This window comes from Sediminihabitans luteus (genome assembly GCF_002797595.1).
Classification (GTDB): Bacteria; Actinomycetota; Actinomycetes; order Actinomycetales; family Cellulomonadaceae; genus Paraoerskovia; species Paraoerskovia lutea.
On sequence record NZ_PGFE01000001.1, the window covers coordinates 1,008,717 to 1,022,494 of the forward strand.

Annotated in this window: 11 protein-coding genes; 7 read left to right on the top strand and 4 right to left on the bottom strand. The window is 73.2% G+C overall.

The features are described 5' to 3' along the window. Positions 1–50: 50 nt before the first annotated feature. From CLV28_RS04695 to CLV28_RS04710, 4 genes are read right to left on the bottom strand one after another with little or no spacing between them, the layout of a single operon-like run. On the bottom strand, positions 51–728 hold the full coding sequence (locus CLV28_RS04695) for a hypothetical protein (protein WP_100422048.1): 678 nt from the start codon (positions 726–728) through the stop codon (positions 51–53). Next, positions 715–1,389 carry a hypothetical protein gene (locus CLV28_RS04700; protein WP_157802492.1) on the bottom strand — a complete coding sequence of 225 codons (675 nt, stop codon included), beginning with the start codon at positions 1,387–1,389 and terminating at the stop codon, positions 715–717. Before CLV28_RS04700 ends, CLV28_RS04695 begins: the two co-directional genes overlap by 14 nt. After that, positions 1,365–3,683, bottom strand: a complete 2,319-nt coding sequence (locus CLV28_RS04705; RefSeq protein WP_100422050.1) for a hypothetical protein — start codon at positions 3,681–3,683, stop codon at positions 1,365–1,367. Before CLV28_RS04705 ends, CLV28_RS04700 begins: the two co-directional genes overlap by 25 nt. Continuing rightward, entirely contained in the window at positions 3,680–3,934 is a 255-nt protein-coding gene (locus CLV28_RS04710; protein ID WP_157802493.1) for a hypothetical protein, read from the bottom strand. The genes CLV28_RS04705 and CLV28_RS04710 overlap by 4 nt, the downstream gene beginning before the upstream one ends. A 198-nt stretch (positions 3,935–4,132) precedes the next feature. Between CLV28_RS04710 and CLV28_RS04715 the strand changes: the two genes are divergently transcribed. The 7 genes from CLV28_RS04715 to CLV28_RS04745 all read left to right on the top strand — a co-directional run bounded on the left by CLV28_RS04715 (position 4,133) and on the right by CLV28_RS04745 (position 13,681). After that, complete coding sequence (locus CLV28_RS04715; RefSeq protein ID WP_100422052.1) at positions 4,133–4,786, top strand: biliverdin-producing heme oxygenase; 654 nt, start codon at positions 4,133–4,135, stop codon at positions 4,784–4,786. Positions 4,787–4,906: 120 nt separating this feature from the next. Continuing rightward, a complete protein-coding gene (locus CLV28_RS04720; protein WP_100422053.1) occupies positions 4,907–6,064 on the top strand; it encodes a heme/hemin ABC transporter substrate-binding protein in 1,158 nt (385 codons plus the stop codon). After that, positions 6,061–7,173: a FecCD family ABC transporter permease gene (locus tag CLV28_RS04725; RefSeq protein ID WP_100422054.1), complete on the top strand. Its 1,113-nt coding sequence runs from the start codon at positions 6,061–6,063 to the stop codon at positions 7,171–7,173. The genes CLV28_RS04720 and CLV28_RS04725 overlap by 4 nt, the downstream gene beginning before the upstream one ends. Next, positions 7,170–8,000, top strand: a complete 831-nt coding sequence (locus CLV28_RS04730) for a heme ABC transporter ATP-binding protein (protein WP_100422415.1) — start codon at positions 7,170–7,172, stop codon at positions 7,998–8,000. The genes CLV28_RS04725 and CLV28_RS04730 overlap by 4 nt, the downstream gene beginning before the upstream one ends. Positions 8,001–8,098: 98 nt before the next feature. Further along, positions 8,099–11,791, top strand: coding sequence for an HtaA domain-containing protein (locus CLV28_RS04735; RefSeq protein WP_100422055.1), 3,693 nt, complete (start codon positions 8,099–8,101; stop codon positions 11,789–11,791). Positions 11,792–12,046: 255 nt separating this feature from the next. Further along, positions 12,047–12,931, top strand: coding sequence for a DUF4397 domain-containing protein (locus CLV28_RS04740; protein WP_100422056.1), 885 nt, complete (start codon positions 12,047–12,049; stop codon positions 12,929–12,931). Between the two features lie 15 nt (positions 12,932–12,946). Continuing rightward, positions 12,947–13,681: a class F sortase gene (locus tag CLV28_RS04745; RefSeq protein ID WP_157802494.1), complete on the top strand. Its 735-nt coding sequence runs from the start codon at positions 12,947–12,949 to the stop codon at positions 13,679–13,681. Positions 13,682–13,778 lie beyond the last annotated feature (97 nt).

The window sequence follows — 13,778 nt, forward strand, 5'->3', positions numbered from 1 at the left end:
CACGACGGGGCACGCGACCGGGCTCGACCGTCAGTGGGTCGGGGCGCGCGTCACGAGTCGGCGTCGGCCGTGGCGTCGCGCGTGAAGACCTGCCCCGACTCGAACTCCCAGCTACCGTCCGGAAGCGGATCGAACACCCCCGCCGTCATGTGATCCGACTCACAAGGAACGCCGATCGGCTCGACGCTGTCGACCAAGTAGCCCCCGGGGTCTGTCTTGACGACCTCGAATCTCATCGTGCTAGGCGAGACCTGCCGTTCCTGTCGCTCCCAGGGGTCGAGGCGTCCGTACCACCACGGCTCCAGAGTGCAGCCCTGCACCGTCGCGCTCGCACCGTCCTGCACCACCTCGACCGTCAACGGGTCGAACGGGAACGGCCCCGGCATGCGCCACCAATCGTCCTCGCCCGCAAAACTCGCGATGTCCTTTCGCATCTGAGCGATCCCGTTCGGGGTCCACGTCTCGTGCAACGAGTCACTGCGCAGATCCCGACTGTCATACGCCACCGCGTACGGGACCAGTCCCGCCCGCACCGCCTGCACCCACGGATCGGCTTCCAAATCCGACGTCGGCTCACCGTCCGACCACACGATCGACGGCGTCACCGCCGGCTCGGGATCCCGATCCCACGACCACTCCTCCGGCGGACCACACGCCGACAACCCCACCACTCCAACGCCGACGAGAACGCCGACGACAGAGCGCCGCCCGACGTCATTCCCCCGCATCAGCCGCCTCGTCACGCGTGAAGATCTGCCCCGACTCGAACTCCCAACTGCCGTCCGGGAGCGGATCGAACACCCCCGCCGTCATGTGATCCGACTCGCACGCGACCAGCGTCGGTTCGACGCTGTCGATCAGGTAGGCCCCCTCGGCCGTCGTGACGACCTCGAACCTGATCTTGGTGGGCGACGCTTCGTGCTCCAGCCGCTCCCACGGGTCAAGGCTCGTGTACCACCAGGGCACAAGCGAGCAGCCGTGCACGGTCGCGCTCGCACCGTCCTGCGCCACCTCGACCGTCAACGGGTCGAACGGGTACGGCCCCGGAATGCGAGGCCAATCGTCCTCACCGACGAAGTACATGAGCTTCCGCGTCATCCGGTCGATCCCGTTCGCGGTCCACGTCTCGTGCAACGAGTCGCTGCGCAGATCCCGACTGTCGTACGCGACCGCATACGGGACCAACCCGGCCCGCACCGCCTGCACCCACGGATCAGCTTCCAGATCCGACGTCGGCTCACCGTCCGACCACACGATCGACGGCGTCACCGCCGGCTCGGGATCCCGATCCCACGACCACTCCTCCGGCGGACCACACGCCGACAACCCCACCACTCCAACGCCGACAAGTACACCGACGACAATCAGTCGAACTCCGGTGCCACGCATGCAGCCTCCCCAGCCTTTCCGTCCGCGAGATCCCGGAATCCGCCATACACGTCCCGGTACGTTTGTGCGAGCTGCTCGTAGTAGGCGGCTCGGTCCGTCGACACGTAGGAGTTCGGGTCGATCGCCCACGCCACTGCCTCGACCTCTCGCTGCAGCTCCTTCGAGCGCGCGAGGCACTCCTCGGTGGACGCTGCCATCGTGGCGCTCTCGTTGCCCGTCCACGTCGCGGGGATGTGCGATGCCAGGAGCTTGACGCCCTCGGACTTTGCGTAGCCCTCTCCGAAGTCCCAGACGGACTCGACGGCCCACTGCGCGACCCGGTTCCCGACCGACGAGACCACGCGGTCGCCCCCCGGGATGCGCACGACTGCCTCGGCGCCCTTCCCGATCCAGTCCGTGATCGCTTTGTGATGCGCGTCGAGCTGCGCGGCATCGGCGATCTGTGTCCCGTGCGCGGGACCGTCGAGCATCGCCTGCAGACCCATGACTCGCGTCAAGACGCCGTCTGTAGCGGAAACGCCCGCACCGATCGACGCCGTCGGGTCGGCTGCCGCGGTTGCGATCAGACCGTTCTGGTACGCGACTACCGACTCGCGGAGCAGTGTCCCCGCGCTCCCGTTCTGGCCGACGATCCCGAGAAACTCTGCGAGATCCCGTCGGTCCACAGCCAAGACCGCGCGCTCCTCGACAGCCCACGGTAGAACCTGCGAGTTCGGGGTATCCCAACTATCAGCCGTTCCGATCACCGCACTCTCGGTCAGCATCGGCAACTCAACGGTAAATGCAGCCGCCATGCCGATCGCCGCGTCGGTCGACATGTTCTCCGTGGTGAACGACGCGTTGTCGGGCAGCTGCTGCATGATCGTTCCCGAGACCTTCTCAGCCAAGTTCCACGGGCCCGGGTCGTAGCCGCCGCTCCCCGGTGCGCCGGTCACCGACTGCATCGAGAGCCACAGTGCCGCGGGGGTCTCGAACCCGTCGCCCGTGGTCTTGACGCTCCAGTCGCGGTCGCCGAACCAGTAGGCAATCCGCGCCTTCCCGAGGTCGAACGGATCGCCCTTCCTCTCGTCGCCCCCTTCGACAGGATCGGGATCGGAGGTGGAGAACCATTCCAGCGTCGCCTCGGGGTAGGTCGCGAGGGTCTGGAGCACGTGGATCGCGGGCTGGCCCCAGGCTGCCTCGTCGGTGGTTCCCTCGTACTTGAACAGCCAGCTTCCGCCCGGCATGACGCTCGCGTCCTCGAGGCGGGAGTTGGTGTTGTCCCGGGGGCCCCGCTCGATCGCGTCGATCCGGTCGAGGACGGCGACGGTGAACTCGGCGCCCATCCGGTCGCCCCGCGGGTCGGAGAAGAGCCAGGAGATCGTCGAGTAGCCGCCGCCCACACCGGGGAAGGCCGACTCGATCATTGCGTCGGCGAAGTCGGTGGCTGCCTTCTCGTCCCATGTCTGCGAGGCGGTGGCGAGGCCGTGCCGAAGGCCTGTGGCGGCGGCAAGGAGGAGTGCGTCGTCGACTCCCTGCCGTCCGATCTCGACCCCGAGCTCGTTGACGAGATCCCGTGTGCGCGCCGGCCCGAGCTTCGCGAAGTACGCGTCCATCACCTCTGGGTCGTCCCCCCAGACGTCGAGGAAGTCGGCGAGCTGCTGCGCCTCGTCCGCCGTCATGCTCCCGTCCATCAGGCGGTCTGCCAGGTCGGCGTACGCGTCGACGAGCTTCGTGGTCGAGAGCGACTCGACGTCGGTGATGCCGGCGCGCGCGAGCACGGCCTTGCGTTGGGTCCAGTTCGTCGTCGAGGGGATCGCGAGTGCGCGGATCAGCGCCTGGTCGGCGTCCTGCCGGGCGCGAGCGAGCGCGCGAAGCTGCACCTCCGCGTGGTCCAGGTCCAGCGCGCCCTGCTCCGCGAGGCGTTCGACCTGGGCGACCACCGCGGGCGGCGTGTAGGAGGTCAGCGAGTACACGAGGTTGCGCCGGCTCATCGCGTCCTCGCGGGCGTTCTGGTGGATCCTCGCCGTGAGTGCGATGTCCACGACCGCCGTGGCGTAGTCGTCGAGCGCGCCGTGCACCGGCCCGACGCCCTCGACCAGCCGCTCCTGCCGTTCGCGCAGGGTTGCGCTCACACCGCGCCACGCGACCGCCGCCTCGCCGGACCAGGTGTCGTCGCTCAGCTCCTCTCGAGCGCGCCGCGTGCCCTCGTACACCTCGGCGAGCGCCGTCTCCTGGCCCCTCAGGAGTGCCGCCAGACCCATGGGCCCGATCATCTCCCCCGCGCCCGGGTCGAGGTCGCTCCACTGGGTCACGACGCGGCCCGCCCGAGCTCGGCGTCGGCTGCCTCCAGCGACTCACGGACGACCGCGAGCTGCTCGTGCAGGCCGACGAGCCCGTCACGCGCGAGCATGAGCTCGCTCGAGTACCACAGGGACCAGTCGTCGATGGCGTCACGCACCTGGGTGCTCCCGACACCGTCGCACCACGCCTGCGCCTTTTCGGGCGAGACCCCGACCAGCGCGACGAGCGCGGTCGTCACGTCCGCCATCGTGCCGTAGGACACGACGAGATCCCCCTGTGCTGACACCCAAACCCCCTGAAGCCGACATTGCGCCGCCCTGACACTAGCGGAGCGGCGGCCAGGGCCCTGCGATCGTGACGGACTGCGAGACGACTATAGGCAAGCCTTACCTTCATGGGTTACAGTTCCTGACGTCTTGTCACCACGGCTGCGAGCAGCCGTCTTCGCGAGGAGTCCCCCGTGACCGCAGCGCCCGCCAGCACCCCGACGCTCTCCCTCCTGCTGCGCGAGGGCACGCGCCCCGAGCACGAGGCGGCCGAGTCGTCCGGGTTCGTCGAGCAGCTCATGCGCGGCGAGCTCGACGTCGCGGCCTACGCAGACCTCGCCGCGCAGCAGTACGCCATCTACGGCGCGCTCGAGGCCGCGAGCGCTGTCGTCCGCCACGATGCCCAGGGCGCGACGCTGGTGTTCGACGAGCTGACCCGGACCCCGTCGATCGAGCGGGACCTCGCGTTCCTCGTCGGCGAGGACTGGGCCGAGCGCATCACGATCCACCCGGCGACCGAGGCGTACGCCGCGCACCTGCGGGGCCTGGGCGACGACGTCGCCCGGTACGCCGCGCACGCCTACACCCGCTACCTCGGCGACCTGTCGGGCGGGCAGATCATCAAGCGCATGATGGAGCGTCACTACGGCCTGTCGGTCGACGGCCTGGCGTTCTACACGTTCGACGAGATCCCGAAGGCCAAGCCGTTCAAGGACGTCTACCGCGAGCGCCTGGACGGCCTCGCCCTGGACGCCGAGCAGACCGCGCGCACCGTCGCGGAGGCCAAGCTCGCGTTCCGCCTCAACTCGGCCGTGTTCGCCGACCTCGGCGCCGTGCACGTGCGCTGACGAGCGCGACGTCCCGCACCGCGCCCGCCGTGGTGGCGGTGCGGGACGTCGCGTTCGCGGCCCTCGCACGACCCGTACCGACTTAGCGTCGCCTACCCTTATCTGCTCTGGAGTCGTCCCATGCACCGCCCCCGCACCGCGGTCGCGCTCGTCGCGCTCGCCGTCGCCCTCGCCGCCGGCTGCGCGCCGATCGAGACCGCGGCCACGCAGCCGGCCACCACCTCGGCCGCGGCGTCCGCGCCGACGGACGCCGCGTCGTCCGGCACCACCGCCGGCACCGCGGCCCCCGACGCCACGACGCCCGCGGACGCGTGCACGGCGGCCCGGGCGGAACCCCGCCCCGCCGCCCCGGCGTCCTTGCCCGACGGGCCGCGCACGGGCGTGGTCGCGGATGACGCGATCCACCCGATCGCCGACGCGCCCGCGCCGACGCTGCCGGTGACGGTGCCGTCGGAGGGCGGCGAGGTCACCGTCACCGACACGAGCCGGATCATCGCCGTCGACCTGTACGGCACGCTCGGCGAGATCGTGTTCAGCCTCGGCCTGGGCGACCAGGTCGTGGGTCGCGACGCGTCGACCGGGTTCGCGGAGGCCGCCGACCTGCCCGTCGTCACGGGCAGCGGGCACGCGCTCCAGGTCGAGGCCCTGCTCGGCCTCGACCCGACCGTGATCCTCGCGGACGACACGATCCTGACCGACGCGACCCGCACGCAGCTCGAGGACTCGGGCGTGCCCGTGGTGCTGTTCGACTCCGCGCGCACGCTCGACGGCGTCGGCCCCCGCATCGAGGCCGTCGCGACCGCGCTCGGCGTGCCCGCGGCGGGCACGGACCTCGCGGAGCGCACCGCGCAGGAGATCTGCGTCGCGCTCGCCGGGGTGCCCGAGCCCGCCGACGCGCCGCTCGTCGCGTTCCTCTACCTGCGCGGCGGGAACGTCAAGCTGCTGTTCGGGCCCGGCTCGGGAGCGGACGAGCTGCTCGCCGCGATCGGCGCGCAGGACGCCGGCACCGCGATCGACCTCGGCCGCGAGTACGCCCCCGTCACGAGCGAGGCCCTCATCGCCGCCGCGCCGGACGCCTACCTCGTGATGACCGGCGGCCTCGAGTCCGCGGGCGGGATCGACGCGATGCTCGCGATCCCCGGTGTGGGGCAGACCCCCGCGGGCGAGGCCCGCCGGGTGATCGACATGGACGACACCGACCTGCTGACGTTCGGACCCCGCACCGCGGGCACGATCAGCGCGCTCGCCGCCGCGCTCTACGGGACGGACGCCGCGTGACCTCCCCCACGACCGACGCGGCCCCGCGCACCGACCCCGCCGCGCCCGCGCCGACCCCCACCAAGCCCGCCCACGGCGCGCGCCGCACGACCCTCGTCGTGGGCGGCCTCAGCGTCGCCCTCGTCGTGCTGACCGTCGTCGCCGGGATGTCGGGACAGGTGCCCGTGGCTCCCGTCGAGGTGCTCGGCTCGCTCGCGCACCACCTCGGCCTCGACGTCGGCCCGCTGCCCGCGCACCCGCAGGGCGAGAACGCCCTGTGGATCGTGCGGTTCCCGCGCGTCGTGCTCGCGCTGACCGTCGGGGCGTCGCTCGCCTGCGCGGGCGCGCTCATGCAGGGCGTGTTCGGCAACCCGCTCGCCGAGCCGGGCGTGATCGGGGTGTCCTCGGGCGCCGCGGTCGGCGCGTCGACCGCGATCGTCCTCGGCGGCTCGCTCGTCGCCGGCCCGTGGATCGCGGCGGCGGCGTTCGCGGGCGGCCTGGTCACGACCGCCCTCGTGTACGCGTTCGCGCGCAGCAACGGGCGCACCGAGGTCGTCACGCTCGTGCTCACCGGCATCGCGGTCAACGCGTTCGCGGGCGGGCTGCTCGCGTTCCTCGTGTTCGTGGCCGACGCGGCCGCGCGCGAGCAGATCGTGTTCTGGCAGCTCGGCTCGCTCAGCGGCGCCACCTGGGACGCGGTCGCGGTCGCGCTGCCGATCGCGCTCGGCGGGATCGTCGTCGCGATGCTCGTGCGCACCCGGCTCGACCTGCTCGCGCTCGGCGAGCGTGCCGCCCGGCACCTGGGCGTGGACGTCGAGCGGTTGCGGCTCGTCGTGGTCGCCGTGGTCGCGCTGCTCGTCTCGGCCGGGGTCGCGTTCACGGGCATCATCGCGTTCGTCGGGCTCGTGGTGCCGCACCTGGTGCGCATGGTGCTCGGCCCGAGCCACCGCACGCTGATCCCCGTCTCGGCGCTCGCCGGGGCGGTGCTGCTGCTCGCGGCCGACCTGTTCGCGCGCACCGCGGTCGACAACGTCGACCTGCCGCTCGGCATGATCACCTCGCTCATCGGCGGCCCGTTCTTCTTCTGGCTGCTCCGTCGCACGCGCGCACGGCAGGGAGGGTGGGCATGAGCCGCACCTGGGCCCCGTGGCGTCGGACGACGCGCCTGCCCGTCCCGGCCGACCGCGGCGACGTCGTCGCCCGGGTCGAGGGCGCCCGGCTGCGCCTGGGCGGCACCGACGTGCTGCGCGGCGTCGACCTGACCGTGCGCGCGGGCGAGGTGCGCGCGCTGATCGGCCCGAACGGCGCGGGCAAGTCGTCGCTGCTCGGCGTGCTCACGGGCGACCTGACGCCGCACGAGGGCACCGTGACCGTCGACGGCGCTCCCGTCGGGTCGTGGTCCGCGACCGAGCTCGCGACCCGCCGGGCGGTCCTGCTCCAGCAGGTCGGCATCGCGTTCCCGTTCCCCGCCGAGGACGTCGTGCGCATGGGCCGCGCCCCGTGGGCGGGCACCCCGTTCGAGGAGGACGACGACGCCGCGGTCGCCGCGGCGTTCGCGGCCACCGACACCGGGCACCTCGCGGCACGCTCGTACCCGACCCTCTCGGGCGGCGAGCGCGCACGCGTCGCGCTCGCCCGGGTGCTCGCGCAGCGGGCGGGCACCGTGCTGCTCGACGAGCCCACCGCGGCGCTCGACCTGGGACACCAGGAGCTCGTGCTGCGGGTGGCCCGGGAGCGCGCGGAGGCCGGGGCCGCCGTCGTCGTCGTGCTGCACGACCTCGGGCTCGCGGCCGCGCACGCCGACCAGGTCACGGTGCTCGACGACGGGCTCGTGGTCGCGGACGGCCCCGTGCTCGACGTCATGCGGGCCGACCTGCTCACGCAGGTCTACCGCCACCCGGTCGAGGTGCTCGACCATCCCGGCGGCGGCGCGCCCATCGTGCTGCCGCGGCGCTGAGACCCACCTCTCACTACTTAGGTGAACCTCATCTAGATATGGTTTGCCTAACCTTGTAGATTTGCCCCGTCGACCGCTCCCACCACCCAGGAGAACCCGTGCACATCCAGTCCACGCGAGGGCCGCGCGCCATCGCCTCCCTCCTCGCCGCGACGCTCGTCGCCGCGCTCGCGCTCGTGGGCGTCAGCCCCGTCGCGACCGCTGCCGCGCCCACCGCCGCGGCCGCCGGCGACGGCACACTCTCCTGGGGCGTCAAGCAGTCGTTCCGCAGCTACCTCGCGAGCCCGATCGCGCACGGCACGACCACGGTGAGCGGCGGCGCGGCCGTCGCGGCCGACGGCACCTTCACGTTCCCGCTCGGCACGGCCGACCTCGACGCCGACGCGACCGGCGCCGCCGCCTACGCGGGCGGCGTCCGCTTCGTGGGCCACGGCGGCCAGCTCGACATGACGCTCGGCGCGCCGCGCGTCGTCGTGACCGGGCCCTCGAGCGCGACCCTCTACCTCGACGCGGAGTCCGCGAGCCTCTCGGGCGACGACTTCTCGGGCACCGACGTCGCGTTCGCGACCCTCGCGCTCGGCACGCCGACCGAGGCCGACGGGACGCTCACCTGGAGCGCCGCGCCCGCGACCCTCACCGCCGACGGCGCCGCGGCGTTCGCCGGGTTCTACCCCGCCGGTACCGCGCTCGACCCCGTGACGTTTAGCGCCCCGGCCTACGTCGCCCCCGCGCCCGTCGCCGACCCGGTGATCTCCGTGAGCCCGGCCTCCGACGTCGACCCGACGGTCGACAACACCTTCACGGTGACCGGCACCGGGTTCGTCGGTGCGGGCGCCGCCAACGGCGCCTACGTCTCGATCGGCGCGAAGGACCTCTGGACCGGCGGCAGCCCCTACCCCGCGACGGGCTGGGCGAAGACCGCCTGGGTCCGCGGGTTCACCGACGGCACGTTCACGACCACCCTCACCGTGCCCGCCGGCACCCTGAAGGCCGGCACCGACTACGTCGTCGCGACCTCGGCCGCGCACGCCCTCTCGGCCACGGACCGCACGCTCGACGCCTTCGCGTCCGTCTCCGTGACCGCACCCGAGCCCACGCCGACGCCGACCCCGACCACCGAGCCGACGACGGAGCCGACCACCGAGCCCACGCCCGACCCGGAGCCGGTGTTCGAGCCCGCGCTCGCCGTCCTGACCGCGGACGGGACGCCCCTGGGCGACACCCCCGTGCGCGAGGGCGACCAGATCGTCATCAAGGGCACGGGCTACGACCCCGCCGCCAACGTCGGCGGGCGCGGCGTCCCCGTCCCGAACACCCTGCCGCAGGGCACCTACGTCGTGCTCGGGTCCGTGCTCGACACCTGGCAGCCGTCGCTCGACGCCCCGTCGTCGTCACGCAAGGCCGCCGTGCAGACCTGGGCCCTCGCCGAGCCGGTGCTCGACCAGGTCCCCGCCCAGTTCCAGGGAACGATCCGCAAGGCCTGGGCACCCATCAGCGAGGACGGCAGCTTCGAGGTGACCGTGACCGTCACGGCCGCCGACCTCGAGGGCGGACGCTACGGCGTCTACACCTACGCCGCGGGCGGCACCAAGAACGCCGACCAGGAGATCTTCGTCCCGGTCACCTTCACCACCGCGCCCGTGTTCGAGCCCACGCTCGAGGTGCTCGCCGCCGACGGCACGACGCCCCTGGGTGACACCGAGGTGCAGGCCGGCGACGAGATCGTGGTCAAGGGCAGCGGGTACGACCCCGAGGGCAACGTCGGCGGCTACGGTGCCCCGCTCCCCCGGGGCCCGCAGGGCACCTACGTGATCCTCGGCAAGACGCTCGACACCTGGCGTCCGAGCGAGGGCGCACCCGCGTCGTCGCGCAAGGCCGCCGTCCAGCGCTGGGCGATCTCCCAGGCCGTGCTCGACACCGTCGACCCGAAGTACGTCGACACGGTGCGCGCCGCGTGGGTGCCGCTGAGCACCGACGGCACGTTCGAGGCCACGTTCACCGTGACCGACACCGCGCTCGAGGGCGGACGCTACGGCGTCTACACCTACGCCGCGGGCGGCACCACGAACGCCGACCAGGAGATCTTCGTCCCGGTCACGCTCGCCGCCACCCCGGTGGACCCCGAGCCCACGGCCCCGCCGACCACTGAGCCGACCACCGAGCCGACCACTGAGCCGACGACGGAGCCGACCGCCGAGCCCACGACCGAGCCCACGACCGAGCCCACGACCCCGCCGACCACCAACCCGACCACGGCCGGGGCGCTCACGTGGGGCCTCAAGCAGTCGTTCCGCAGCTACATCGCGAGCCCCGTCGCGCACGGCACCACCACCACGTCGGGCGGCGCCACGACCACGGGCGCCGGCCTGTTCCGGTTCCCGCAGTCCGCGGGCTCGCTCGACGGCACGACCGGCACCGCGTCCTACCGCGGGGCGGTGCGGTTCTCGGGCCACGACGGCCTGCTCGACATGGTCGTCTCGGCGCCGCGCGTCGAGGTCACGAGCGCGTCCCGCGCGACGCTCCTGGTCGACGTCGCCTCGGCGGGCCTCGACGGCTCGACGTACGACGAGAAGGGCGTGCGCTTCGCGACGCTCGACCTCTCGGCCGCGAGCCGCGCCGTCGCCGGGGGCGCGACCACCTGGACGGGTGCCCCCGCGACCCTCACGGCAGCGGGCGCCGACGCGTTCGCCGGGTTCTACGCCGCGGGCACCGCGCTCGACCCCGTGACCTTCACGGTCGGCGCGGCCGACACCACGACGCCCGGCGGCTCGACCGACGCGGGGACCGACGGGTCGGGCACCGGCTCGGGCTCCGGCTCGGGCTCCGACGGCTCGGGCTCCGGCTCCGGGGCGGACGGCGTCGCGACCCTGTCGGCGACGCAGGTCTCCCCCGGGGACGACGTCACCATCGGCGGCTCGGGCTTCGGCGCGGGCGAGACGGGTCTGATCTCGGTCATCCGCTCGACGCCCCGCACCCTGGCCACGGGGGTCACGGCCGACGCCGAGGGCACCGCGAGCGTCACCGTGACGATCCCGACCGACCTCGAGGCCGGTGAGCACACGCTCTCGCTCGAGGGTGCGGACCACACCGTCTCGGCGACCATCACGGTCGTCGCGGCGCCCGTCGCGGCGCCGCAGTGCACGGCCCGCGCGGTCTCGGGCGCGACGCTGAGCTGGGGCGTGCGCGACAGCTTCACCGCGTACATCACCGGCCCGATCGCCAAGGGCTCGGTCTCGACCGAGGGCACCTCGACGTCCGGCAGCGAGTATGTGTGGTCGGGCGGCACCGGCCGCTTCAACACCGAGCTCGTCCAGGGCCAGGCGTCGTTCGGCGGCGCGGTGCACTTCACGGGTCACGACGGTCTGCTCGACCTGAAGATCTCGAACCCGCGCGTGCGCGTCACCAGCCCCTCCTCGGCGCTGCTGATCGCCGACATGGCGTCGAGCGACATGGAGGGCAACGCGTCGTCGCAGTCGGGCGTCGCGATCGCGACCCTCGCGCTCAGCGGCCACGGCGGCGTCTCGGGCTCGCAGGCCGCGTGGACCGACGTGCCCGCGACCCTCACCGCCGCGGGTGCCGCGGCGTTCGCCGGGTTCTACTCGGCGGGCGAGACGCTCGCCCCGGTGTCGTTCACGATGCCGCTCGGCGGCGACGTGGAGTGCGACGCCCTCACGGGTTCGCTCGCGGCGACGGGGGCCGACGGGCTCGCGGCGGCGTGGGCGGCGCTCGGGCTGCTGCTGCTCGGCACGGGCGCCCTCGTGGCGCGCCGCCGGTTCACGCACACGGCCTGACGCACGGGGTGGTGGCGGCGTCGTGATGCGTCGCCACCACCCCCGCGAAGTAGAGCTGAGGGGCCGAGATAGAACTCTGAGAGTTCTATCTCGGCCCCTCAGTTCTATCTCGGCCTATGCCCAGTCCATCTCGGCGAGCGTCCCAAAAAAAACAGGTGCATCCGCGCACGCCCCCGCGGCCGAACAACCAGGTGTCAGCACGTCCATGACGTTCTCGTCCGGCTCGAGGACGAGGCACGAACACCTGGAGAACTCATGCGCACGACGTACCGAGCGGTCGCCGCAGTCGGCACCGCAGCCCTGGCCCTCGGAGCAGGAGCCGTGCTCGCGCTCCCCGCGAGCGCCGCCGACGGCGACCAGGCCATGCTGTCCGTGTTCCACGGGGTCCCCGACCTGACGGTCGACGTCTACGTGAACGGCGAGCTCACCCTCGACGACTTCGAGCCCGGCGACATGGCCGGCCCGCTCGAGCTCGCGCCGGGCACCTACACCGTCGCGATCACGGCCGCGGACGCCGCGGACGACTCCGACCCGGCGATCGGCCCCGTCGACCTGCCGCTCGAGGCGGGCGTCAACTACACCGCGGCCGCGCACCTCGACGCCGAGGGCACCCCGACCGCGACGCTGTTCACCAACGACACGTCCGAGATCGCCGCGGGCGAGGGCCGGCTCACGGTCCGGCACGTCGCCGCGGCCCCCGCGGTCGACGTCCTCGCGGGCGACAGCCCCGTGATCGAGAACCTCGCGAACCCCGACGAGAAGGTGCTCGACCTGCCCGCCGGGACCGTCTCGGCGTCGGTCGCCGCGACCGGCACGACCGACCCCGTCATCGGCCCGGCCGACGTCGACGTCGCCGAGGGCACCAACACCATCGCCTACGCGTGGGGCAGCCTCGACGACGACAACCTCGCGCTCGCCGTGCAGACCGTCGACGGCATGGGCTCGGCCCCGGCCGGCGTCGACGCCGGCCAGACCGGCCTCGCCGCCCCGGACCAGCAGACGTTCGGCCCGATCGCGGTCGGCGCGCTGTTCGCGTTCGTCGGAGTCCTGCTCGCCGCGTGCGTGACGATGCTCGTCAAGGCGTCACGCGAGCACGCGCAGACGCACCCCCGCGCGCACCGCGTGCGCTCGCGCCACTGAGGCGGCGCCCGCACCATGCGCACCCCTGACGCGACGAGACCGGCCGGCCGGCGGCTCCCCGCCCTCGCCCTGGTGACGGCCGGCCTCGCCGCAGCGTTCGTCGCTCTCGGGATCCTCCTCCTGCAGAGCGCGGGCGCCGGCCCGTCCGTCGTCGCCCCGGCGACGGCGGACGGTCCCCCGGACGCCGGGGCGTCGGCCTCCCCGACCGGCGCCCCGGCCCCCGGGTCGACCCGCCCCGCCGCGGACGACGGGCCCCGACCCACCGGCGTCCCCGTCGTCGCCGCGACCCTGCCACCCGTCGTCCGACAGCCCGCGCCCGTGCGGCTCGAGCTGCCCGCGCTCGACGTCGACATGCCCGTCACACCGGTCGGCGTGGACGACGACGGCACGGTCGGGATCCCCGAGTCCGGGAAGGTCGCCGGGTGGTACCGCTACGGCGCCGTGCCCGGGTCGGACGCCGGCACCGCGGTCGTGACCTCGCACGTGGACACCGTGGCCGACGGGCTCGGCGAGTTCGCGCGGCTCGTCGACGCCCGCCCCGGCGACGCCGTGCGCGTGCTCGACGAGACGGGCGCCGCCCACGAGTACACGGTCGCGACCGTCGAGCGGATCGCCAAGACCGACGTGCCTCTCGACCAGGTGTTCGACCGCGACGGACCGCCCCGGCTCGTGCTCGTCACCTGCGGCGGCCGGTGGGACGCGAGCATCGGCCACTACGCCGACAACGTGATCGTCACGGCGGTGCCGTGATGGTCCGGCACGCCCGGCGGGCCGTGCGGTGCCGGGCAGGACCGACCCGTGTAGTTTGCCCCGCAGGAGACCGTCGACCCGCCGACCACGAAGGAGG

What these genes read in the sequence shown, in the direction of transcription:
- CLV28_RS04720 (WP_100422053.1), top strand. Translation starts at nt 4,907, where the DNA reads ATGCACCGCCCCCGCACCGCGGTCGCGCTCGTCGCGCTCGCCGTCGCC.
- CLV28_RS04700 (WP_157802492.1), bottom strand. Translation starts at nt 1,389, where the DNA reads ATGCGTGGCACCGGAGTTCGACTGATTGTCGTCGGTGTACTTGTCGGC.
- CLV28_RS04695 (WP_100422048.1), bottom strand. Translation starts at nt 728, where the DNA reads ATGCGGGGGAATGACGTCGGGCGGCGCTCTGTCGTCGGCGTTCTCGTC.
- CLV28_RS04730 (WP_100422415.1), top strand. Translation starts at nt 7,170, where the DNA reads ATGAGCCGCACCTGGGCCCCGTGGCGTCGGACGACGCGCCTGCCCGTC.
- CLV28_RS04745 (WP_157802494.1), top strand. Translation starts at nt 12,947, where the DNA reads ATGCGCACCCCTGACGCGACGAGACCGGCCGGCCGGCGGCTCCCCGCC.
- CLV28_RS04740 (WP_100422056.1), top strand. Translation starts at nt 12,047, where the DNA reads ATGCGCACGACGTACCGAGCGGTCGCCGCAGTCGGCACCGCAGCCCTG.